This is a genomic window from Pantoea sp. DY-15 (assembly GCF_019795935.1).
GTDB classification, from domain to species: Bacteria; Pseudomonadota; Gammaproteobacteria; order Enterobacterales; family Enterobacteriaceae; genus Pantoea; species Pantoea leporis.
In genome coordinates, this window is the sequence record NZ_JAIMIF010000009.1 from 27,266 (window position 1) to 49,465 (window position 22,200).

Annotated in this window: 21 protein-coding genes; 14 read left to right on the forward strand and 7 right to left on the reverse strand. The window is 56.9% G+C overall.

Annotated elements, in window-relative coordinates; translation table 11 throughout:
• The first annotated feature begins 36 nt into the window (after positions 1 to 36).
• The 4 genes from ftsN to rraA all read left to right on the forward strand — a co-directional run bounded on the left by ftsN (position 37) and on the right by rraA (position 3,553).
• Entirely contained in the window at positions 37 to 945 is a 909-nt protein-coding gene (gene ftsN / locus K5Y32_RS24035; protein ID WP_222186072.1) for a cell division protein FtsN, read from the forward strand.
• An 89-nt stretch (positions 946 to 1,034) separates the two neighbouring features.
• On the forward strand, positions 1,035 to 1,571 hold the full coding sequence (gene hslV, locus K5Y32_RS24040) for an ATP-dependent protease subunit HslV (protein ID WP_101760642.1): 537 nt from the start codon (positions 1,035 to 1,037) through the stop codon (positions 1,569 to 1,571).
• Between the two features lie 5 nt (positions 1,572 to 1,576).
• Entirely contained in the window at positions 1,577 to 2,914 is a 1,338-nt protein-coding gene (hslU, locus tag K5Y32_RS24045; RefSeq protein WP_007885388.1) for an HslU--HslV peptidase ATPase subunit, read from the forward strand.
• Positions 2,915 to 3,067: 153 nt separating this feature from the next.
• A complete protein-coding gene (rraA, locus tag K5Y32_RS24050; RefSeq protein ID WP_061720294.1) occupies positions 3,068 to 3,553 on the forward strand; it encodes a ribonuclease E activity regulator RraA in 486 nt (161 codons plus the stop codon).
• A 50-nt stretch (positions 3,554 to 3,603) separates the two neighbouring features.
• On the opposite strand, the gene zapB is transcribed toward rraA, so the two are convergent.
• Positions 3,604 to 3,843 carry a cell division protein ZapB gene (gene zapB, locus K5Y32_RS24055; protein WP_007885384.1) on the reverse strand — a complete coding sequence of 80 codons (240 nt, stop codon included), beginning with the start codon at positions 3,841 to 3,843 and terminating at the stop codon, positions 3,604 to 3,606.
• Between the two features lie 420 nt (positions 3,844 to 4,263).
• Between zapB and K5Y32_RS24060 the strand changes: the two genes are divergently transcribed.
• The 3 genes from K5Y32_RS24060 (at position 4,264) to glpX (ending at position 7,758) form a co-directional block, all read left to right on the forward strand.
• Positions 4,264 to 5,112 (forward strand): MIP/aquaporin family protein, encoded by an 849-nt coding sequence (locus tag K5Y32_RS24060; RefSeq protein ID WP_061720295.1) that lies wholly within the window; start codon positions 4,264 to 4,266, stop codon positions 5,110 to 5,112.
• Positions 5,113 to 5,142: 30 nt separating this feature from the next.
• Positions 5,143 to 6,651, forward strand: a complete 1,509-nt coding sequence (gene glpK / locus K5Y32_RS24065; RefSeq protein ID WP_110868179.1) for a glycerol kinase GlpK — start codon at positions 5,143 to 5,145, stop codon at positions 6,649 to 6,651.
• A 96-nt stretch (positions 6,652 to 6,747) separates the two neighbouring features.
• Positions 6,748 to 7,758: a class II fructose-bisphosphatase gene (glpX, locus tag K5Y32_RS24070; RefSeq protein WP_176972241.1), complete on the forward strand. Its 1,011-nt coding sequence runs from the start codon at positions 6,748 to 6,750 to the stop codon at positions 7,756 to 7,758.
• Here glpX and emrD read toward each other — a convergent pair.
• A complete protein-coding gene (gene emrD / locus K5Y32_RS24075; RefSeq protein WP_225614599.1) occupies positions 7,748 to 8,944 on the reverse strand; it encodes a multidrug efflux MFS transporter EmrD in 1,197 nt (398 codons plus the stop codon). The two genes, glpX and emrD, sit on opposite strands and share 11 nt — an antisense overlap.
• 283 nt (positions 8,945 to 9,227) lie before the next feature.
• Here emrD and fpr point away from each other — a divergent pair, with 283 nt between their 5' ends.
• From fpr to tpiA, 3 genes are all read left to right on the forward strand, one after another.
• Positions 9,228 to 9,974, forward strand: coding sequence for a ferredoxin--NADP(+) reductase (gene fpr / locus K5Y32_RS24080; RefSeq protein ID WP_110868182.1), 747 nt, complete (start codon positions 9,228 to 9,230; stop codon positions 9,972 to 9,974).
• Between the two features lie 106 nt (positions 9,975 to 10,080).
• On the forward strand, positions 10,081 to 10,671 hold the full coding sequence (locus K5Y32_RS24085) for a YiiQ family protein (RefSeq protein ID WP_222186073.1): 591 nt from the start codon (positions 10,081 to 10,083) through the stop codon (positions 10,669 to 10,671).
• A gap of 120 nt (positions 10,672 to 10,791) precedes the next feature.
• The gene (tpiA, locus tag K5Y32_RS24090; RefSeq protein WP_008109693.1) at positions 10,792 to 11,559 is read left to right on the forward strand and encodes a triose-phosphate isomerase; all 768 of its coding nucleotides are present in this window, start codon (positions 10,792 to 10,794) and stop codon (positions 11,557 to 11,559) included.
• Between the two features lie 82 nt (positions 11,560 to 11,641).
• Here the strand turns inward: tpiA and K5Y32_RS24095 are convergent, their stop codons facing one another.
• The 5 genes from K5Y32_RS24095 to K5Y32_RS24115 form a co-directional block, all read right to left on the reverse strand.
• The gene (locus K5Y32_RS24095; protein ID WP_222186074.1) at positions 11,642 to 12,400 is read right to left on the reverse strand and encodes a CDP-diacylglycerol diphosphatase; all 759 of its coding nucleotides are present in this window, start codon (positions 12,398 to 12,400) and stop codon (positions 11,642 to 11,644) included.
• 63 nt (positions 12,401 to 12,463) lie between these two features.
• Positions 12,464 to 13,762 (reverse strand): histidinol dehydrogenase, encoded by a 1,299-nt coding sequence (hisD, locus tag K5Y32_RS24100; RefSeq protein WP_222186075.1) that lies wholly within the window; start codon positions 13,760 to 13,762, stop codon positions 12,464 to 12,466.
• On the reverse strand, positions 13,759 to 14,913 hold the full coding sequence (locus K5Y32_RS24105) for an ester cyclase (protein ID WP_061720303.1): 1,155 nt from the start codon (positions 14,911 to 14,913) through the stop codon (positions 13,759 to 13,761). Before K5Y32_RS24105 ends, hisD (K5Y32_RS24100) begins: the two co-directional genes overlap by 4 nt.
• 152 nt (positions 14,914 to 15,065) lie before the next feature.
• Positions 15,066 to 16,034: a nuclear transport factor 2 family protein gene (locus tag K5Y32_RS24110; RefSeq protein WP_110868187.1), complete on the reverse strand. Its 969-nt coding sequence runs from the start codon at positions 16,032 to 16,034 to the stop codon at positions 15,066 to 15,068.
• Positions 16,034 to 17,101 (reverse strand): LacI family DNA-binding transcriptional regulator, encoded by a 1,068-nt coding sequence (locus K5Y32_RS24115; RefSeq protein ID WP_222186076.1) that lies wholly within the window; start codon positions 17,099 to 17,101, stop codon positions 16,034 to 16,036. The genes K5Y32_RS24110 and K5Y32_RS24115 overlap by 1 nt, the downstream gene beginning before the upstream one ends.
• 299 nt (positions 17,102 to 17,400) lie before the next feature.
• Between K5Y32_RS24115 and K5Y32_RS24120 the strand changes: the two genes are divergently transcribed.
• From K5Y32_RS24120 to K5Y32_RS24135, 4 genes are all read left to right on the forward strand, one after another.
• A complete protein-coding gene (locus tag K5Y32_RS24120) occupies positions 17,401 to 18,636 on the forward strand; it encodes an MFS transporter (RefSeq protein ID WP_222186077.1) in 1,236 nt (411 codons plus the stop codon).
• Positions 18,633 to 19,934: an amidase gene (locus K5Y32_RS24125; protein WP_222186078.1), complete on the forward strand. Its 1,302-nt coding sequence runs from the start codon at positions 18,633 to 18,635 to the stop codon at positions 19,932 to 19,934. Before K5Y32_RS24120 ends, K5Y32_RS24125 begins: the two co-directional genes overlap by 4 nt.
• 170 nt (positions 19,935 to 20,104) lie before the next feature.
• Positions 20,105 to 21,424: a histidinol dehydrogenase gene (gene hisD / locus K5Y32_RS24130; protein WP_137386759.1), complete on the forward strand. Its 1,320-nt coding sequence runs from the start codon at positions 20,105 to 20,107 to the stop codon at positions 21,422 to 21,424.
• A gap of 10 nt (positions 21,425 to 21,434) precedes the next feature.
• On the forward strand, positions 21,435 to 22,196 hold the full coding sequence (locus K5Y32_RS24135) for an SDR family NAD(P)-dependent oxidoreductase (RefSeq protein WP_222186079.1): 762 nt from the start codon (positions 21,435 to 21,437) through the stop codon (positions 22,194 to 22,196).
• The last annotated feature ends 4 nt before the right edge of the window (positions 22,197 to 22,200 follow it).

Here is a 22,200-nt window from a genome sequence, read left to right on the forward strand (position 1 = left end):
CCCATTGGCATTTTTTTGAAGGGTAGCAGAACGAAAGTGGCACAGAAAGATTATGTAGGCCGCGGGCGTTCAACAGGGACGCGTCGCAAAAAACCCGCCAGCCGCAGCAAGAAAAGCAAAGGCGGATCAGGCACTTCAAAGCTCATGATGGTACTGGCCGCGGCCGTGCTGGTCACCTTTGCCGGTGGTTTATGGTTTATCTCGCATCATAAGAAAGAAGAGATTGAGGTCATTCCAAACCACAAAGCCAACGGTAACGGCCTGCCGCCGAAGCCGGAAGAGCGCTGGAAGTACATCAAAGAGCTGGAAAATCGCCAAATTACCGTTCCGTCGCCGACTGAGCCTTCGGCTGGTGGCGTGCAATCACAAACTCAGCTGACCGATGAACAGCGCCAGCTGCTGGAGCAGATGCAGGCCGATATGCGCCAGCAGCCGACGCAGCTGAATGAAGTGCCGTGGAACGAACAAACCCCGGCGCAGCGCCAGCAAACGCTGCAGCGTCAGCAGGTGCAGCAACAGCAGGTTCAGCAACAACAACAGCAGCAGTTGCAACGTCAGCAGCAACAGTTACAGCAGCAGCAGCGCCAGCAACAGTTGCAGCAACAACAGGCCGCGCGTCAGCAACAGCAACAGCAAGCTGCGCCGATCACGCGTGAGCCAACGCAGCAGACCAAACCACAGGAAACGGCCAAGGCGAAAGCGGAAGAGAAAGCCGCTTCACAACGCTGGATGGTGCAGTGTGGTTCGTTCAAAGGCACCGATCAGGCGGAATCAGTACGCGCCGGACTGGCATTTGAAGGATTTGAGAGCCGCATTACCACCGGCGGTGGCTGGAATCGCGTGGTGATCGGGCCGTTCAAAGATCGCAGCAGCGCCGACAGCACAGTCAAACGCTTACACAGTTCCGGCCACGGAAGTTGTATTCCCCTCGCTATCGGGGGTTGAAACCCTTCAAAGCTACCCCATATCTGGTTGCATGATACTCCGCGCTGAGTGCGCGGAGTTCCTTTTCTACTGCAACAAGGGGTCTGCCCGTGACAACAATAGTAAGTGTACGACGCAACGGCCAGGTAGTGATTGGCGGTGATGGCCAGGCTACGCTCGGCAATACCGTAATGAAAGGCAACGTTAAAAAAGTCCGTCGTCTTTACAACGATAAAGTGATCGCCGGCTTTGCTGGCGGTACCGCAGATGCCTTCACCCTGTTTGAACTGTTTGAGCGCAAGCTGGAAATGCACCAGGGCCATCTGGTGAAAGCGGCGGTCGAACTGGCTAAAGATTGGCGTACCGATCGCATGCTGCGCCGCCTTGAAGCGCTGCTGGCGGTGGCCGACGAAAACGCCTCATTAATCATCAGCGGCAACGGCGACGTTATCCAGCCGGAAAATGACCTGATCGCAATTGGTTCTGGTGGGCCTTACGCCCAGGCAGCGGCACGCGCGCTGCTGGAAAACACCGATATTGGTGCACACGATATCGTGGAGAAAGCGCTGAACATCGCTGGCGATATCTGTATCTACACCAACCACAATATTAACTTCGAAGCATTACCGTCTAAGGCTAAGGACTAAACATCATGTCTGAGATGACTCCACGCGAGATTGTCAGCGAGCTTAATCGCTTTATCATCGGCCAGGACGGCGCAAAGAAGGCGGTCGCGATCGCCCTGCGTAATCGCTGGCGCCGCATGCAGCTCGACGAAGAGCTGCGCCATGAAGTGACGCCAAAAAACATTCTGATGATTGGTCCAACCGGTGTCGGTAAAACCGAAATCGCCCGTCGCTTAGCCAAACTGGCGAACGCACCTTTCATCAAAGTGGAAGCCACCAAATTCACCGAAGTCGGTTACGTCGGTAAAGAGGTTGATTCCATCATTCGCGATCTGACCGATTCTGCCATCAAGATGGTGCGCAGCCAGGCGATCGAGAAGAACAAGTACCGCGCGGAAGAGATGGCGGAAGAGCGCATCCTTGATGTGCTGATCCCACCCGCGAAAAACAATTGGGGCCAGGCTGAACAAGCGGCGGAGCCATCGGCAGCGCGTCAATCCTTCCGCAAGAAACTGCGCGAAGGCCAGCTGGATGACAAAGAGATTGAGATCGATCTGGCCGCTTCCTCGGCTGGCGTTGAAATCATGGCGCCTCCGGGCATGGAAGAGATGACCAGCCAGCTGCAATCGATGTTCCAGAACCTCGGTGGGCAGAAGCAGAAACCGCGTAAGCTGAAAATCAAAGAAGCCATGAAGCTGCTGATTGAAGAAGAAGCGGCCAAGCTGGTGAACCCGGAAGAGCTGAAGCAGGATGCCATCGATGCGGTTGAGCAGCACGGTATCGTGTTCATCGACGAAATCGACAAAATCTGTAAGCGCGGCGGCCAGAATGCGGGCGGTCCAGACGTGTCACGCGAAGGCGTACAGCGCGACCTGCTGCCGCTGGTGGAAGGTTGCACCGTTTCCACCAAGCACGGCATGGTGAAAACCGACCACATTCTGTTTATCGCTTCCGGCGCGTTCCAGGTCGCCAGCCCGTCAGATCTGATCCCAGAACTGCAAGGCCGTCTGCCGATTCGCGTTGAACTGCAGGCGCTGACCGTCAATGACTTCGAGCGCATTCTGACCGAGCCAAACGCCTCGGTTACCGTGCAGTACAAAGCGCTGATGGGCACCGAAGGGGTCAATATCGACTTCACCGATGACGCAGTGCGGCGTATCGCCGAAGCCGCATGGCAGGTGAACGAGACCACCGAGAACATCGGTGCGCGTCGTCTGCATACCGTGCTGGAGCGTCTGATGGAAGATATCTCCTATGACGCCAGCGATCGTAACGGTGAGTCGATCACTATCGATGCCGAGTACGTTGGTAAGCATCTGGATGAGCTGGTGGCCGACGAAGATCTCAGCCGCTTCATTCTGTAAGCTTCACCCGCGAAATCTCTGCCCGGCCACTGTGCCGGGCTTTTTTTACGCAGGATATTGATGCAACGCTTTTTTTGGCGGTTGATGATTTTGCCAACAATCGCCAGATAGCGATATACTTAGCGCTCCTGTGGCAAACAGACGAAAACCCTCATGAAATACGATACATCTGAACTCTGTGACATCTACCACGAAGCTGTGAATGTTGTTGAACCGCTTTTTTCGAACTTTGGTGGGCGCAGCTCATTCGGTGGTCAAATCACCACAGTGAAATGTTTCGAAGATAACGGCTTACTCTACGATTTGCTGGAAGAGAACGGTCGGGGTCGCGTATTGCTGGTGGATGGCGGCGGTTCGGTCCGTCGCGCACTGGTCGATGCTCAGCTGGCGAGTCTGGCGGCGCAAAATGAGTGGGAAGGCATTGTGGTTTACGGCTCGGTGCGTCAGGTTGACGATCTCGAAGAGCTGGAAATCGGCATTCAGGCGATTGCGGCGATTCCGGTGGGTGCAGCGGGCGAAGGCATTGGCGAAAGTGACGTGCGCGTTAACTTCGGTGGCGTGACCTTCTTCTCTGGCGACCATCTGTATGCCGACAATACCGGCATCATCCTGTCTGAAGATGCGCTCGACATCGAGTAAGCCGCAACAAAAACGGGTGCCGCGGCACCCGTTGGTTTAAGCATTGACGCTTAAACTTCTTCCATTTTTCCCAGCAGTGCCCGCAGACGATCCTGCCAGACATGCTGCTCTTCTTTCAGATGCTGATTTTCACGCACCAGTGCATCCTGGTTGCCTGAAGCCTGGCTGACTTCATTTTTCAGCGTGTTGTTTTGCTCTTTCAGCTCTTCAATTTCCATCTGCAGCAGAGTGATGGTATCAATCGCCTGCTGTACTTTCGCTTCCAGTTTCTCGAACACTTCAAATGACATCTTTCTGACCTCTCCTAAATCTTGCAAGGCGTTGATGGGGCTAGTGCATGCCTTATTACAGTGCGCTCAGCCACGATGACTCGATTGTATGTAGCCAAACCCAGCAAGTCCAGCGGCACAAGGCCTGCGAGGGCAGTCTGTAACACTTTTCAGTCTATGCCTAAAAAAATGCGCATCTTCGCGCATCTGTGTGCGCGATCACGTCCGCATCGACCAGCCTGGCGGGGTGAATGGGCCTTATAGAAACGCAAAAGACGCGAAAACGCGCATTTTTATGACGCAGTACACAGATTTCAATTTCGCTATTTCTCGTTTATGCTCGTTAACGATAAATTCACATCAACCCTACATTGATAGCTGGGCGACTCATGGATGAGAACAAAAACTGATAAAATTTAACCTCGCTTCAGGAATGCCATTATGAGTCAGACAACTAACACACTAAAAGGTCAGTGCATCGCTGAATTTCTCGGTACAGGTTTGATTATCTTCTTTGGTGCAGGCTGCGTTGCTGCACTGAAACTGGCCGGTGCGTCATTCGGTCAGTGGGAAATTTGTATTATCTGGGGTTTAGCCGTCTCCATGGCAGTCTATCTGAGCGCAGGCGTTTCCGGCGCGCATCTTAACCCAGCCGTTACCGTCGCGCTGTGCCTGTTTGCTAATTTTGAAGGTCGTAAAGTTGTTCCCTATATTCTGGCGCAGGTTGCCGGCGCGTTCTGCGCTGCCGCGTTGGTTTACGGTCTCTACTACAATCTGTTCTTTGATTACGAAGCGGGCCATCAAATGGTGCGCGGCAGTGTTGAAAGCCTCGATCTGGCCGGTATCTTCTCGACTTACCCGAACCCGCACATCAGCGTAGCTCAGGCGTTCCTGGTTGAGATGGTGATTACAGCGGTGTTGATGGCGGTGATCATGGCGCTGACCGATGACGGCAACGGTGTGCCGCGTGGTCCGCTGGCTCCGCTGTTGATTGGTCTGCTGGTGGCGGTCATCGGTGGCTCAATGGGTCCACTGACCGGCTTCGCACTCAACCCGGCGCGTGACTTCGGTCCAAAACTGTTCGCCTTCTTCGCTGGTTGGGGCAACGTCGCCTTCACCGGTGGCAAAGATATTCCTTACTTCCTGGTTCCGATTTTTGGCCCGCTGGTCGGTGCTTGCCTCGGAGCCTTTGGTTACCGTTCACTGATTGGCCGCCATCTGCCAGTTAACGTCGCGGAAGCCAGCACAGCAGAAAAACCGGTTGCGCGCGCTCAGCAGCGTAAAGCGTAAGTTTCATCGATACCACATCAGGACAGCACAATGACTACTGATAAAAAATATATAGTTGCACTCGATCAGGGCACAACCAGCTCACGCGCCGTGGTGCTTGATCATGATGCCAACATCGTTGCGGTTTCTCAGCGCGAATTTACCCAGATCTACCCGAAAGCGGGTTGGGTTGAACATGACCCAATGGATATCTGGGCGTCACAAAGCTCCACGCTGGTGGAAGTGCTGGCGCACGCCGACATTAACTCCGATCAAATCGCGGCGATTGGTATCACCAACCAGCGTGAAACCGCCATCGTGTGGGATAAAGAGACCGGCAAACCGGTTTACAACGCTATCGTCTGGCAGGATCCGCGCACCGCAGATTACTGTAACAAACTGAAGAAAGAGGGTCTGGAAGAGTACATCCAGCACACCACCGGTTTGGTGATTAACCCGTACTTCTCCGGCACCAAAGTGAAGTGGATTCTTGACCACGTTGAAGGCGCACGTGAGCGTGCAAAACGCGGCGAACTGCTGTTCGGTACCGTTGATACCTGGCTGATTTGGAAAATGACGCAGGGACGTGTGCACGTCACCGATCACACCAACGCCTCACGTACCATGATGTACAACATCCACAAGCTGGAGTGGGATGAGCGCATGCTGGAGATCCTCGATATCCCGCGTGAAATGCTGCCAGAAGTGAAAGGTTCTTCAGAAGTGTACGGCCAGACCAACATTGGTGGTAAAGGCGGTACGCGTATTCCTATCGCGGGTATCGCGGGTGACCAGCAAGCGGCGCTGTACGGCCAGCTGTGCGTACAACCGGGTATGGCGAAAAACACTTACGGTACCGGCTGCTTCATGCTGATGAACACCGGCACCGAAGCCGTGACCTCAACGCATGGCCTGCTGACCACCATCGCTTGCGGCCCACGCGGCGAAGTGAACTATGCGCTGGAAGGTGCGGTGTTTATCGGCGGTGCGTCAATTCAGTGGCTGCGCGATGAGATGAAGCTGATCAGTGATTCAACCGACTCTGAATACTTCGCGTTGAAAGTGAAAGACACTAACGGCGTATATATGGTGCCGGCCTTCACCGGTTTGGGCGCGCCATATTGGGACCCGTATGCACGCGGCGCGATTTTCGGTCTGACGCGCGGCGCGAACGCTAACCACATCATCCGTGCCACGCTGGAGTCGATTGCGTACCAGACACGCGACGTACTGGAAGCGATGCAGAACGATGCCGGTACCCGCTTGCAGTCCCTGCGCGTGGATGGTGGTGCGGTTGCCAACAACTTCCTGATGCAGTTCCAGTCTGACATTCTCGGCACGCGCGTTGAGCGTCCGGAAGTGCGTGAAGTCACGGCGCTGGGTGCGGCCTATCTGGCTGGCTTGGCCGTCGGCTTCTGGGGCGACCTGGAAGAGGTCCGTGCTAAAGCGGTGATTGAGCGTGAGTTCCGCCCAAGCATCGAAACCACCGAACGTAACGTCCGTTACGCTGGCTGGAAGAAAGCCGTCGCTCGCGCCAAAGCGTGGGAAGACGAAGAGTAATATCCTGCTGACCCGCGGCGCCCTGCCGCGGGTTTTTCCCCCGTCCCGCTTCCCCGCTGTGTTAAACTGCCTGCCTGTTTTTTGTCAGGTGCCACCATGAAAAGAGAACTCGCGATTGAATTTTCCCGCGTGACTGAAGCCGCCGCTCTGGCGGGCTATCACTGGTTAGGACGCGGCGATAAAAATGCGGCCGACGGCGCAGCCGTTCACGCCATGCGCATTATGCTCAACACTATTGATATCGACGGCCAGATTGTGATTGGCGAAGGCGAAATCGACGAAGCGCCGATGCTGTATATCGGTGAGAAAGTCGGTACCGGCCGTGGCGACGCGGTGGATATCGCGGTCGATCCGATTGAAGGCACACGCATGACGGCGATGGGCCAGGCCAATGCGCTGGCGGTGCTGGCGGTTGGTGATAAAGGCAGCTTCCTGCACGCACCTGATATGTACATGGAAAAGCTGATTGTTGGACCAGGCGCACGTGGCGCCATCGACCTCAATCTGCCGCTTGATATCAACCTGAAAAACATCGCGCTGGCATTGGGCAAACCGCTCAGCCAGTTAACGGTGTCGATTCTAGCCAAGCCCCGCCACGATGCTGTGATTGCCCAGCTGCAGCAGCTCGGCGTGCGCGTGTTCACCTTCCCGGATGGCGATGTCGCGGCCTCAATTCTGACCTGTATGCCGGATAGCGAAGTGGATGTGATGTACGGCATCGGCGGCGCGCCGGAAGGTGTGGTGTCGGCGGCAGTCATTCGCGCAATGGATGGCGACATGCAGGCGCGTTTATTGGCACGTCACGAAGTGAAAGGCGATAGCGAAGAGAATCGTCGCCTCGGCGAGAATGAACTGCAACGCTGCGCCGAGATGGGCATTGAAGCGGGTCAGGTACTGAAGCTGGATCAGATGGCGCGTAACGACAACGTTATCTTCGCGGCCACCGGCATCACCACCGGCGATTTGCTGAAAGGCATTACGCGTAACGGCAACATCGCCACCAGCGAAACCCTGCTGGTGCGCGGTAAATCGCGCACCATTCGCCGCATCCAGTCAATCCACTATCTGGATCGCAAAGACGCGGCGCTGCATCAATTTATCCTGTAATCGCCTGCTTGCCGCTCTCTGGATGACGTGAGAGCGGCCACCAGCACAGCAGCATCACCAGCGACGTCACGAACATCAGCATGCCAAGGCTGGATTGATCGTGCTGCGGCAACAGCGCAGAAAGCCACGCCACCACGCCGGAACCGAGGTTCTGCAAGCCTCCGATTAACGCACCCGCGCTGCCCGCCAGCCACGCATACGGCTCCATAGCGCCCGAGGTTGCCAGCGGAAACAGCATGCCCGCGCCAAAGAAGAACAGCGCAGCCGGCACCAGCAACGTCCAGATGTTCATCACGCCAAACCAGGCCGGAACCCACATCAGCAAGCCCGCTAACAGGCAGCTGTTCACGCCGTACCACATCAGCGTGTGCCAGGATTTCTGCTCACGTCCGGCAAACCAGGCACCAAAGAACGCCGCCGGAATCGGCAGGATAAACAGGATGCTGACGGTCAATCCATCCAGCCCCAACACGCCGCCCATCAGTACGCCACAGCTGGCTTCAAACACCGCGATGCCCGCCAGCGCGCCAATCAGCAGCAGCAGGTAACGCACAAAGTTGCCGTCGCTCAGCAAAGTGGCATAACGGCGCAGGAACGGCGTGGCGGGCGTATCCGCTGGACGCGTTTCCGGCAGCCAGCGCGCCATCGAAGCGGTGACGCCAACGCACAGCAGCAGCAGGAAGGCGAAACAGGCGTGCCAGCCAAACAGATGCGTCAGCAGCGCACCAATCACCGGCGCCAGCAGCGGACTCACCAGAATGCCCATATTAAGCAGGCTGTTCGCCTGACGCAGTGCGATGCCGGAGTAGAGATCGCGCGGCATGGTGCGCGCCATCACGCCCGCTACGCCGGTACCTAAACCTTGCACCGCGCTGCCGAGCACCAGAATATCGAGCGAGGGCGCGAACATGGCGATCAACGCGCCGACAGCAAAGATCGTCATGCCAATCAGGATCACCGGACGACGGCCAAAACTGTCCGACAGCGGGCCGTAGATCAACTGCGATCCGCCGTAGGTCATCAGATAGGCGGCCATCACCTGCTGGATCGCGCCGCTGCGCACATTAAGCGTCTCGGCCATATTCGCCATCGCTGGCACATAGATGGTTTGCGCCATCTGCCCAACCGCCACCAGCACGATCAGCATGAATAACAGAAAGCGATTTTGCGTTTTACTTATCAACATGGAACAAAATGTCTGCCTGAGAAACAAAGAATAAGCAGCACAAAAAAGGCCGCCTCGGATTTATGGCGGCAAAAATATCAGGATTCAGTGACAAATCGAGAGGCGCGGGCAAAGCTGTATGTCTCAAGCCGTCAAGCTGTTTGTCCAGATTGTAAACCGCCCGCTACAGTTGCTGATCTGTGCGCTGCGTTTGTCGCTGAGAGCCCTTTGCCCGTGCATGGACTGGAAATCCGTTAGGCCGATGGCGATGATGTACCTAACTAAACAATATTAAGGAGCCAACATGGCAGAGTGGATCAATGCTGAAGTGAAAGAGGTAAAAAACTGGACCGATGCACTGTTCAGCCTGCGCGTTGCAGCGCCGATTGATACCTTTACCGCGGGACAATTTGCCAAGCTGGCTCTGGAGATTGACGGTGAGCGCGTGCAGCGTGCCTATTCGTACGTCAACGCGCCGCAGGATCCGCTGCTGGAGTTTTATCTGGTCACGGTGCCGGAAGGCAAACTGAGCCCGCGTTTGCAGGCGCTGCAGCCCGGCGAGCAGGTGATGATCACCAAAGAGGCGGCGGGTTTCTTTGTGCTCGACGAAATCCCAGATTGCCAAACGCTGTGGATGCTGGCGACTGGCACGGCGATCGGCCCCTATTTATCGATCCTGCAACAGGGCGAAGATCTGGATCGTTTCGACAATATTGTGCTGGTACATGCCGCGCGTTTCGCCGATGACCTGAGCTTTCTGCCCTTGATGCAGGCGTTGCAGCAGCGCTATCAGGGCAAGTTACACATTCAAACGGTGGTGAGCCGTGAAGAGATCGCCGGTTCGCTGCACGGCCGCGTTCCGCAGCTGATTGAAAGCGGAGAACTGGAGCGTGCGGTTGGCTTGCCGCTGACGGCAGAAACCAGCCATGTGATGCTGTGCGGCAACCCACAGATGGTGCGCGATACCCAGCAGTTGCTGAAAGATACGCGTGAAATGCGCAAACATTTCAAACGCAAACCCGGCCACATGACCAGCGAGCATTACTGGTAATCGGCGCGGAGCGAATAATCTGAGATTTTTCCCAGTGTGGGTTTTGACTTTGCCCGGTAAAAACCGTTCTAATCGTGGGCTAAGTGAATGATTTAGGGCCGAAGCAATGAACAACCTGCCAGTCGCGCTGCTGCTTAGCCTCGCACTGACATTTTCCGTCTGGGCGGAGGATGCCCCCGCGTTAGATCGTAGCGATCATCTGCCTGCTGCGCCCTATCTGCTCGCGGGTGCGCCGACCTTCGATATGACCGTTGCTCAATTCCGTGAGAAGTACAATGCGGCCAATCCCAATGCATTGCTGCAGGAATATCGCGCCATTGATAATCGCGGTGATAAAAGTAACCTGACGCGTGCCGCCAGTAAAATCAGCGAAACGCTGTATGCCTCAACGGCGCTGGAGCAAGGCACCGGCAAAATCAAAACCCTGCAAATCACCTGGCTGCCAGTTCCCGGACCCGATATGAAAGCCGCACAGGCACGCGCCATGGATTACATGACCGCCCTGCTGCGTTTCTTCATCCCCGGCTTATCGCCCGAAGATGGGCGTAAAAAACTCGATTCCCTGCTGAGCGCCGGCAAAGGCGCGCGCTATTTTTCCCGCACCGAAGGTGCCTTGCGTTTCGTGGTAGCAGACAACGGCGACAAGGGTTTGACCTTCGCCGTTGAGCCGATAAAACTGGCGCTCGCGACGCCCTGATCGCACCGGCAAAAATGACGAAAAGCAAAGCCAGCAACGCATTTGATCTCTATACTGTCTCGCAGACATCGCTGCCCGATGGCAGCGCTATTTCATGAATCGCGTTATGCGGAGGAAAGAATGCGACATCCACTGGTTATGGGTAACTGGAAACTGAACGGTAGCAAGCAGATCACTAAAGAGCTGATTGAAGGCCTGCGCAAAGAGCTGTCTGGTGTTGATGGTTGTGGCGTCGCGATTGCACCGCCAGCCATCTATCTGGACCTGGCGAAACACGCCATTTCCGGTAGCCACATTGCTCTGGGTGCTCAGAACGTTGACGTTAATCTGTCTGGCGCATTCACTGGCGAAACTTCCGCAGACATGCTGAAAGACGTTGGCGCGAAATACATCATCATCGGCCACTCTGAGCGCCGCACCTACCACAAAGAGAGCGACGAGTTCATCGCGAAGAAATTTGCCGTAGTGAAAGAAGCTGGCCTGGTGCCGGTTCTGTGCATCGGTGAAACTGACGCAGAAAACGAAGCGGGCAAAACGGAAGAAGTGTGCGCACGTCAGATCGACGCCGTGCTGGAAACGCAGGGCGCTGCGGCGTTCGAAGGCGCGGTTATCGCTTACGAGCCAGTTTGGGCTATCGGTACCGGCAAATCAGCTACTCCAGCGCAGGCTCAGGCGGTGCACAAATTCATTCGTGACCACATCGCGAAGAAAGATGCGGCTATCGCACAGCAAGTGATCATTCAGTACGGCGGTTCGGTCAACGACAAAAACGCCGCTGAGCTGTTCACCCAGCCAGATATCGATGGCGCGCTGGTTGGCGGTGCTTCATTGAAAGCGGATGCTTTTGCGGTGATCGTGAAAGCGGCAGCAGCAGCGAAAAACGCGTAACTTAGCGTTTAGATGCAGATTAAGGCGGCTGATTAGCCGCCTTTTTTTGGCCGCTATTAATTGCGTCCCTACGAAAAAAGGGTTATTGCGGCAATATGCTGCAGTTATGATCCTGCAGCTCTTCCGCCGAGCCGCTGTTCAGTTTCAGCCAGTTACGTTCCAGCGCCAGCAGCGCTAAACGGCCATCCGGCAGCTGTGCCAGCGCCAGGCCATATTTACCCATCTCGCTGCGCGCATGCGGCACTTCATCCGCCAGACGGATAAACGCACTCTGCTGCGCCAGCTCTTGCTTAGAAAGCGCCCGCACCAGATAACCATGCTTGCGCAGCGTTTCACTCTGCCACTGTGCATTCAGTCTCGGTGCCAGCGCATCCAGCTGCTGGCGCACATCCGGACGCAGACAGGAAATATGAATATGCAGCTGATTCTGCGTACGCCCGTATTGCGCATTGATGGCCAGCGACAGCGCGCTATCGGGAATCGGCGCACCGTGCCTTTGCGCCAGTAATGCGCGCTGTTGCCAGGCTTCGGCAAACAGATTTGGCGTTGCAGGTTCAAGAATGATGGGACTTTCCATGCCGGTGATTTTTTCGATCGGCATCAGCAGATACTGCAACGGCCCGTTGAGATCTTTCAGCGTGACGTAACCATGCGCGCTATTCACCTGCTGGCATGGCGCTGGGTTGCCCGTCGCCGCCATATTCGGCACGCACTTTTCGCTGATGATCTGCCATAAGGCGTTAGAGTTTTTATGGAAATGGATGGCGCCGGCGATGAGTCCGACAATCAACAGCACCAATAAAGCGGTAAGTAACTTCAGGGTACGACGACTGCCCTGCATAGCCCGATTCCTCTGTTCATCACCTGCCAGCATCCTCGCCTGGCAGGTGATGAAAGTCACGGACTAATCCTCCGCGCCACGCAGGATGGCGTCGAGTTTTTCTGGCTGCAAACGAATCTGCGCTGCACGACGATGCGCCTGCATCCCTTCGGTACGGCTCTGGCGCACCGCAGGAGCAGCGATGGCGGCGATGCCCTGATCGTCAATCCATTGATGCGTGCAGGTTTTCAGATACGCACCGACCCACAATCCGCCGGTGTAACGTGCCGCCGCCATGGTGGGCAGCGTGTGGTTGGTGCCGCAGCATTTATCAGAAAACACCACGCTGGCGTTTTGCCCGATAAACAGCGATCCGTAATTGCGGATGCGCGCCGCCAGCGCATGGGGATCGCGCGCATGGATTTGCAGATGCTCGGTGGCGATCTCATCGGTGTACGCCACCATCGCATCCTCGTCGGCACAGAGAACAATTTCGCCCTGACGCTGCCACGCCTCACCAGCCGTTTTCGCCGTCGGCAAGGATGCCAGCTGCGCCTCAATTTTCCGCAATGTTGCATGCGCCACGCGTTCGCTGGTGGTGGCCAGCCCAACACGCGTGCGCACGTCATGCTCCGCCTGCGCCAGCAGATCCGCTGCCAGCACGCGCGGATCAGCACTGTCATCGGCGACGATAAAGATTTCGCTCGGCCCCGCCAACGCATCAATACCTACTTTGCCAAATACCTGACGCTTCGCCTCATTGACGAAAGCGTTGCCCGGCCCGACGATCTTGTCCACCGCCGGCAGCGATGCGGTGCCGTATGCCATCGCGGCAATGGCCTGCGCGCCACCAACTTTGAAAATGCGGTGCGCTCCGGCTAAGTGGCAAATTGCAATCATTGCCGGATGAGCGCCCGGCGGCAGACAGGCGATGATGTTATCGCAGCCCGCCACCACCGCTGGCACGATAGACATCACCGGCGCGGAGAGGATCGGATAGCGTCCGCCCGGCACATAGCAGCCCACGGTTTCAATCGGGATGATGCGATGCCCCAGATGAACGCCCGGCAACGTCTCAATCTCCAGCGGCTGCAAGGTGGCGCGCTGCGCTTCGGCGAAGCGGCGCACCTGCGCAATAGCAAACTCACTGTCCTGGCGGGTTTGATCGGCGAGTTGCGCCAGCGCCTGCTCGATCTCTGCTGCCGAAACTTCCAGCTGCTCCGGCGCGACACCATCAAATTTCTGCGAATAATCACGCAGTGCCGCGTCTCCGTGCTGACGCACGTTGCTAATAATGTCGCTCACGGTGGCGATCAGGCTGGCATCCGCCTGCGCATCCTCGCCCGCGGCTTGCTTGATAAACTGCACGCGTTGTTTGCTCATGCTTCCGTCTCCGCCAGTTGTCCCAATTTGATCTGCGCCAGCATCGCCAGGTGATCGTAAACCACCCATTCATCAACAATTTTGCCGTTCACCACGTGATAGTGGCTCATACCCATCACCAGCAGACGCTGTCCCGTTGGTTTACCCAACTCGCCGTAGCCAAGATGATGCCCTTCCATTACCCAGCGCACCGCTACTTTGGTGCCGCCCTCTTCACATGGATTGGAGCAGATATGCTGCGGCATCCATGCGCCGTCTGGGATCATGCCGATCAGCGCCAGCGTCTGATGGATCACCGATGCCTGACCATATAACTCTTTCATCAGTGGGCCGTGCCACTGCACATTGCTGGCGTAAACCTCTTTCACTTTGCCCAGCATGCGTTTGTTGTAAATCTCGTGCAGCCAGCCCAGCACCTGCGCTTCGGTATCACTGTGCGCCAGCGTGTAATCCGGATCGCTTTCCGGCGGATACTGGCCGAGCAGACGACGGTTTTCGCCAATCTCCGTCAGTCGGAAACCCTTATCAAACTGCTCTTTCGCCATGTTGTAGGCGATCTGATCGGTATCCAGCCCCAACTGACGCATCAGCGACATGTTGTCGCTCACCACCCATTCGCGGTAAATCTTGTTTTCCAGAATCATGCAATCCGCCACGGTACGCGTGGTAAAGGTGCGATTAGTGGGTTTACCGTACTGGCTTGGCTGCGTGTGGCGGCCGCTACCGGTAACCAGATGCGAGGTGTAAAAACCGTCAACGTCGTTGCCGTTCCAGATCACCTGCGTTGCCATGCCGCGACGTTCCGGGAAGGCGACCAAACGTTGCAAGGTATCGAGCACCACTTGTTCACGGGTATAAATGGTGCCCAATGCGTTATATAACACGCAGTTATGGGTGTAATGGCTGTAGATCAGCCCGACATCGCGCTCATCCCAGATCTTGTGGGTACAACGCACAATGTAATCAACGATATCGGTATAGCAGGGATCGAAACCGCGCATTGGCTGCACCCGCGCACGGTTTTCTGGAACCAGATCGACAAAATCCCTTCGCTCAACCTGCAAAACCGGTTCGGCCTGGGTGCGTGCTGAGGTTTTTTCTGCGCTCTTTTCACTGGCGGTGGCTTTATTAGCCGTGTCCGTTGTAGACATAAACACTCCTGCTTTTGACGAATTAAGGGTGAGCGCGGTCCTCGCAATCAAGCGCTGCCGATTCACCCGGCTGAATTCAGGGTGCAGAACGCCGTCGGTAATTAAGGGATTAATTACCGTGACGTGATGCGTTATTTAAAAGTGCTGATTAATCAGCTGAGTAGCTGTAACCAGATTGAGAGTTCATCGATACCTAAATATTCCCGCATGATGACGCCATCACGTAATTCCAAATGAGAAATACCGGAAATACACACTGGCTTGCGCGACGGCGGACCAAACTTTCCGTAGCCGTCATGCCAGCTCAACAGTGACCAGCGCAGGCTGATGCGCACCGGTTCGTTGGCATCGCGGCGCACCACCAAATGATGCAGCTGCGTTTCGCTGTCAGCGAATGAGGCGCGATAGCCGGAAAGGAAGCTGCCAATCTCCTGCTCGCCGGTAAAGCTGCTGTGGCCCGGTCCGTGCAAGGTGGCGGCGGGATGATAAACACCTGGCACCACACCGCTGTTGCCGCCGGCCCACATGCTGAGATAGCGCTCAATCAAACCCGCGATGGTTCCTTCGGCATCATCGCCATCCGGGCCGCCAGCCCAACGCGCTTCCAGCTCTTCGGGCGCGGGCATCTCCAGCCCTTGTTGCTGGCGCATCTGCGTTAGATGCTGGGCAAACTCCGCCACGTTGGTACCAATCTGCGCAAGAATGCCCGCGCGATCCTGCAGCAGCCACTCTTGCTCCACCAGCCCATCACGACAAATACGATCGGCGAAAGTACGTACCCAAACCGTTTTGCCACTCGGCGCGCCAAAGAAGCCTTCGCCCAGATGCTGAATACGTGCCTGCGTGCGCTGCGAGGCGTACCAACAGGTATCGCCTTCACGCGCGGTGAGAATATCTTCGGTCAGCACCTGACGCTGCGGGAAGCAATGTAACGCTTCCAGCGTCAAACGCATGAAATCGCTGAGTTCGGTCAGGCGCTTTTCCGGCGTGTGAAATACCACCGGCGTGGCGTAGAAATCAGCCAGCTGCCCGATATCCTTCTGCTCCCATACCACGTGGGTTAACGTCAGAATAAACTGCTGAATAGAATCAAACTGGGGACTGAAACCCGGCAATCGCATTACTCAACCTCCTCTGAACGAAATAGCAGCTGGCCGTTCTCTTCTACCACGCCGTGACGCGGACGCCGCGCGGAGTGGCGTACTACCAACATGCCGGGAATAACAATTTGCTCGGGTGCCATCACCGCGCTGTCGATTTGCTGCATTAGCAGGCCAATGGTGCGTTGCACCATCACTTCAACCGGCTGACAGATAGACGTCAGCGCATACGAAGGCCAGCCCGCTGGACCAACATCGTCATAACCCACCACCGACACATCCTGCGGAATGCGCAGACCAAACTCGTAACGCGCCACATCCATAACCGTCAGCGCCATATGATCGTTGACGGCAAACACCGCATCGGGCGGCGTGCCGCTGCTGAACAATTGACGCGCCGCCTGTGCGGTTTGCTCGCTGTCGTTTTGACCCGCTAACACCGTGACGTCGATGTTGCGCGCGCGCAATGCCTCGCGAAAACCGTCCAGCCGTAGCTGATTTACCGAAGCGTTGTCCGCGCCGGTAATGCAGGCAAAGCGTTGATGTTCGCCTGCCAACAGAAATTCGGCGATCTGACGTGCGGCGGCACGGTTATCGGTATTCACGCTTGACGCCATTTCGCTTTCGGCGGTGCGGTTGAACAGCACCACCGGAATGCCCGCGCCGTGGCACTCTTCGGATAACGCATCGGATAACGCGCCGGATGCCAGCACAATGCCATCCACGCGGTACTGCATGATCTGATCGAAAATGCGGTCAACATTGCTATCCCGATCGCTGACGAACAGCAGCAGATGGTAGTTAAGCGCATCCAGTTCACGCCCCAACGCTTCCAGCACATGGGGATAAAACGGATTATCGAAACAGGAGATCACCACACCAACGATGCGCGAACGTGCGGTGTTCAGCGATCGCGCCAACGCGTTGGGTCGATAACCCAACTCACGGGCAGACTGCAGCACCTTTTCACGCGTGGCCGGTGAAATACTGGCGCCCGGCGTGAAGGTACGCGATACCGCAGACTGTGAAACGCCGGCGTGCTGTGCAACTTGTTGTGAGGTCACTGGACCGAAGGTCTTACGTTTCATGGCGTTATCTTCCTGTTTAGCACACTGATGCACGGGTGACTGCCGGGCATTGTAGCCAATTTCATCAACCGGACTCACCTGCTTCGGTGTGTGTTTTTTACTCTTACACCTTTTTTGCATGCGTATGCAACACTCAATAACTTTTTTTTTCACATTGCCAAGCACGCACTTTACAAACATGAAATCATTTCGTAACTTCGGCCGTTGAATACGTATTCAATGCATGCAACATAACCGACCCGGACTCAGGATGAAACCCGCGTTTTTAGTCACTTATCTGCGTTGATAAGAGGTTTAACATGTTTCGAGCACTGTTTAGCCGTCCCGAGCTGTTGACGTTTTTCACCATGAGCGTGCTGTTTTTTATCTGCATTCACGGCTTCGATGCCTTCATGGCGCCTTACATGGTGAGATTAGGTATTGAACCGCAAACCATCGGCATGATCATGGGCGCCTCTGGTTTAGCGTCGCTGTGCATCCGTTTTCCGCTCAGCGTCATCTCTGACGTGATGAAAAATCGCAAAGTGTTTATGCAGTTCGCCCTGCTGCTGCCGGTGATTGCCTGGCCGCTGGCGTGGATGTTCCCCGCTGCGCTGACATTCTGGCTGGCCAAGCTGGCCTGCGGCATCGCTGCCGCGAGTTGGGTGCTCTATAACATCATTTTCATTCGCTATTTTCGTCGTGACGACGCGCCGGCTGCGGTGGCGCTGTTGGCATTGGCCGGGCCGATTGGCGTGTTTATTAGCAATGCCATTTGCGGTGCCGTTGCCCTATGGCTGGGCAGTACGCAGGCGTTTTTTGTGCCGGCGATTGCCGGTTGCCTGGCGCTGCTTCTCAGCCTGCGCGTTCGTGAAGAGGAAGATAGCCACAAAGCGCCGCACCTCAAAGCCTGTATCGACAGCGCTAAACGCCAGCTAGCGGACCGCTCAATTTGGTTTATTGGGCTGCTGGCGACGGTGGTGATTTTGGTCCCGTTTGCCACTCGCGACACGCTCACGCCCATATACGCTCAGCAGTTAGGTGCCAAGGCGGGCACGCTGGCAGTGCTGAGTAATATCCACTTGTTGTTTTATGGTGTGGCCGTGGCATTGTGCAGTTCCGTGTTTTATCAGCGGCTGGGCTTGGTTAACACCGCGCTGGTGGGCATCGGATTACAAATCATCTCGTCAATTTTCGTCCCCTTGACCAGCAACATGTGGCTGATTTACCTGTGGCAAGCTCTGGCCGGTTTTTCCTTTGGCATGGCGTTTGCCGTGTTTATGTCCTTAAGCGTGGTTAACACTTCGGAACATGAACAAACCACCCGGATGGGGCTGTTTCAAACCATCTATTCGTGCGGCATGTTTTTCGGCCCGGTGCTGATGGGCGTGTTGTTGCAACACGTCAATGTCTACGCGGGTTATTGGGTGATTGGTGGCTTGTGTCTGATCGCTGGCGTGTTAACACCGCTAGCGGCAAAACGGGTGCAGCAGCGTCAGTTGCCGCCAGCGGCACGTAAAGCGAGCGGCATGCTGTCGCAGGATGCGGTGAAATGAGTGCCGCGCGCCTGCAACCGCAGCGCAACAGTGCGGAAGAGGTTGAACGCCGCTTAGCCGCTATCAACGCAGGTCGCGCACTCAACGCGATTATCAGTATTAATCCCCAGGTGATGAAAGAGGCACAGCGCTGCGATCGCTTATGGCGTAGCGGCGCGCCGGTTGGCGTGCTGCACGGCATTCCGCTGGTGATAAAAGATAATATTGATTGCGTCGGCATGGCTACCACGCTCGGCTGCCGGGCGCTGGGCGAAGCACAGCCACGTGAAGATGCGCGCGTAATTGCACGCCTGAGAACTGCGGGTGCGCTGATTCTCGCCAAAGCGAATCTGTCTGAGTTCGCCTTTGACGTACGTTCGCGCAGTTCGCTCGGCGGCGATGTGCGCAATCCCCTGAATCCACAGCTGACCGCCGGTGGCTCAAGCGGCGGCAGCGCGGCGGCGGTGGTGGCCGGTATGGCGGATGCGGCACTCGGCAGCGATACTGGCGGATCGATCCGCATTCCCGCGGCATGGACCGGTCTGGTGGGACTGCGTCCGGCATTTCGCCGCCGCCAGCTGCGCGGCGTCGCGCCGCTTTCGCTCAGCAAAGACACCGTTGGGCCGATGACATGGTGCGTGGCTGATGCGGCGCTGCTGCATCAGGTAACGCATGGGCTGCCGGTGCGCCCGCTAGCGCAGCGAACCTTGCGGGGTGTGCGGCTGGGTATGGTTAGCGATCTGTCAGGCGATGATGACGCGCAACGTCAGGCATTAGCACAGGCTTTCTCTCGTCTGCGGCGGGCAGGCGCCATACTGATTCCGCTGCGGTTACCGCTATCATCGCGCGTGGCGCAGGAACCTTGTCTCAGCCTGCGCGAATTCCATCCGGCGATGTCCCGCTGGCTAAGCAAAATGGACCATGCGCCTGCTTCGCTTTCGGATCTGCTGGCACGAGGCGAGCATCTCGCCGAGTTCGATGAACTGCTGCAATTACACCTCACGCGTAGCGCGCTGGTGTGTGCCGCATGGCGCGAGCAACGCCGTTTTCAACGCCTTTTGCGTCAGCAACTGCAACAGCAGATGCAGGATCAGCGGCTGGATGCGCTGATTTATCCCACCAGCCAGCGCACTCCGATTTCACTGGAGAAGATGCCGCCGGGCTGGGCGCCGGAGCTGGCGGCCATCAGCGGCTTACCCGCCGTAACGTTGCCGTTTGGTCAACTGACAAACGGTTTGCCGCTGGGGCTGGAATTGCTCTATCCAGCGCCTGATGAAGAAGCATTGCTGGCGCTCGCTTTGGCGATAGAGCGAATGTAAAACCTGAAAATTCATCATGTTACTCCCCGTTCTGCGGGGCTTTCTGCTGCCTGCGATTTGAAAAAACTGCGCACATTCTCACTTTTCATCTTTTCCCCTTTCAGCCTCTTTACGCTCTTTGCATACGTATGCAAATCTGATTAACGGCAATCAATGATGAGGAAAAGAGCATGGCAATCTGGTTAAAACAGGCGGCAGCGAAAGCAGAACGCCAACAGCAGCAACAGCGCGTTCGCAGCGATGTGGAAGCAGTGCTGGCGCAAATTGGAGCGCGCGGCGATGACGCGGTGCGCGAACTCTCGATTAAGTTCGATGGCTTTGCCCGCGATGATTTCCGCTTAACGCCGCAGGAGATTAATGCCTGCCTGCAACAGCTGACCAAACAAGATATTCGCGACATCGAATTCGCTCAGGAGCAGGTGCATAACTTCGCTCAGGCGCAAAAAAATTGCCTGACCGATTTGGCGATTGAAACGCGTCCGGGCGTGATACTTGGCCATCGCAACATTCCCATCAGCAATGTCGGCTGTTACGTGCCGGGCGGTAAATACCCGCTGCTGGCTTCGGCGCATATGTCGATCATTACCGCCAAAGTCGCAGGCTGCGATCGCATCGTGAGCTGCGCCCCGCCGTTTCACGGTAAACCGGCTGCAGCCATTGTTGCGGCGCAGTCGATGGCCGGCGCCGACGAGATCTATGCGCTCGGCGGCATTCAGGCGGTGGGCGCCATGGCGATTGGTACTGAGCGGATTGCGCCGGTCGATATGTTAGTCGGGCCGGGCAACGCGTGGGTGGCCGAAGCCAAACGCCAGCTATTTGGCCGCGTTGGCATCGACCTGTTCGCTGGCCCGACCGAAACGCTGGTGATCGCCGATGACAGCGTTGACGGTGAACTCTGCGCGACCGATCTGCTCGGCCAGGCGGAACATGGCCCCACCTCACCCGCGATTCTGCTGACCTGCTCACGCCAGCTGGCGCAGGAGACCGAGCGCTATATCCACCAGCTGTTGCTGCAACTGCCTACCGCCGATGTGGCGCAACAAGCCTGGCACGATTATGGCGAAATCATTCTCTGTGCCGATCACGATGAGATGCTGGCAGAAGCCAACCGCATCGCTTCTGAACACGTGCAGGTGATGACCGATCGCGATGACTGGTATCACCAGAACATGCGCAATTACGGCGCGCTGTTTCTCGGGCCGCGTACCAATGTGGCTTATGGCGACAAGGTGATCGGCACCAACCATACGCTGCCCACGCTGGGTGCATCGCGTTATACCGGCGGCTTGTGGGTGGGCAAATTTATGAAAACCTGCACCTGGCAGCGCGTCACCAGCGATGCGGCTTCGGCAGAAATCGGCGCTTACTGCTCGCGCCTGGCGCTGCTGGAGGGCTTTGCCGGTCATGCTGAACAGGCCAATATCCGCGTGCGCCGCTACGGCCAGCAGGAAGTGGCCTACGCCGCACCCGCGCCGGTTACGGTGAAATAAGGAGGCGCGCATGGTTCCGACTACCCCTTCATTTCGCCTGGATGGACAGCGCGCGCTGGTGACCGGCGGCTCGCGCGGTATCGGTTTTGCCGCCGCTATCGCGCTGGCCGACGCCGGAGCGCAGGTGTGGATTGCCGCGCGCGACGCCGATCGCCTGGCGCACGCCGTGCAGCAGGCGGCGAGCGCCGGCCTGACATTGCATCCGCTGCCGCTCGACGTCTGCAACACGCGCGCGGTGCGCCAGACACTACACGATTTGCCGAGCTTTCATGTGCTGGTCAACAGCGCCGGGCTGGCGCGCCATCAGCCGTTTAGCGAGGTCAGCGAAGCCAACTTTGATGCGGTGATGGACGTCAACCTGCGCGCCACGTTTTTCCTGTCGCAGCAGGTCGCAGCCGGTATGCAGGCCGCCAGACACGGCGGCAGCATTATCCATCTCTCTTCGCAGATGGCGCACGTCGGCGGCCCGCAGCGCAGCGTCTACTGCGCATCAAAAGCGGCGCTGGAAGGGCTGACGCGTGCCATGGCGCTGGAGTTGGGACGCGACGGCATTCGCATCAACACCTTGTGCCCCACCTTTATCGAAACCGAACTGTCGCAGGCCTCGCTGGCAGATGAAGCGTTTCGCCAGCAGACGCTGCGCCGCATTCAGATTGGTCGTCTTGGCACGCTGGAAGATGTGATGGGGCCGGTGGTGTTTCTGGCATCACCGGCCGCAGCGTTGGTCACCGGCAGCGCGCTGAAGGTGGATGGCGGCTGGACGGCTTATTGAGGAA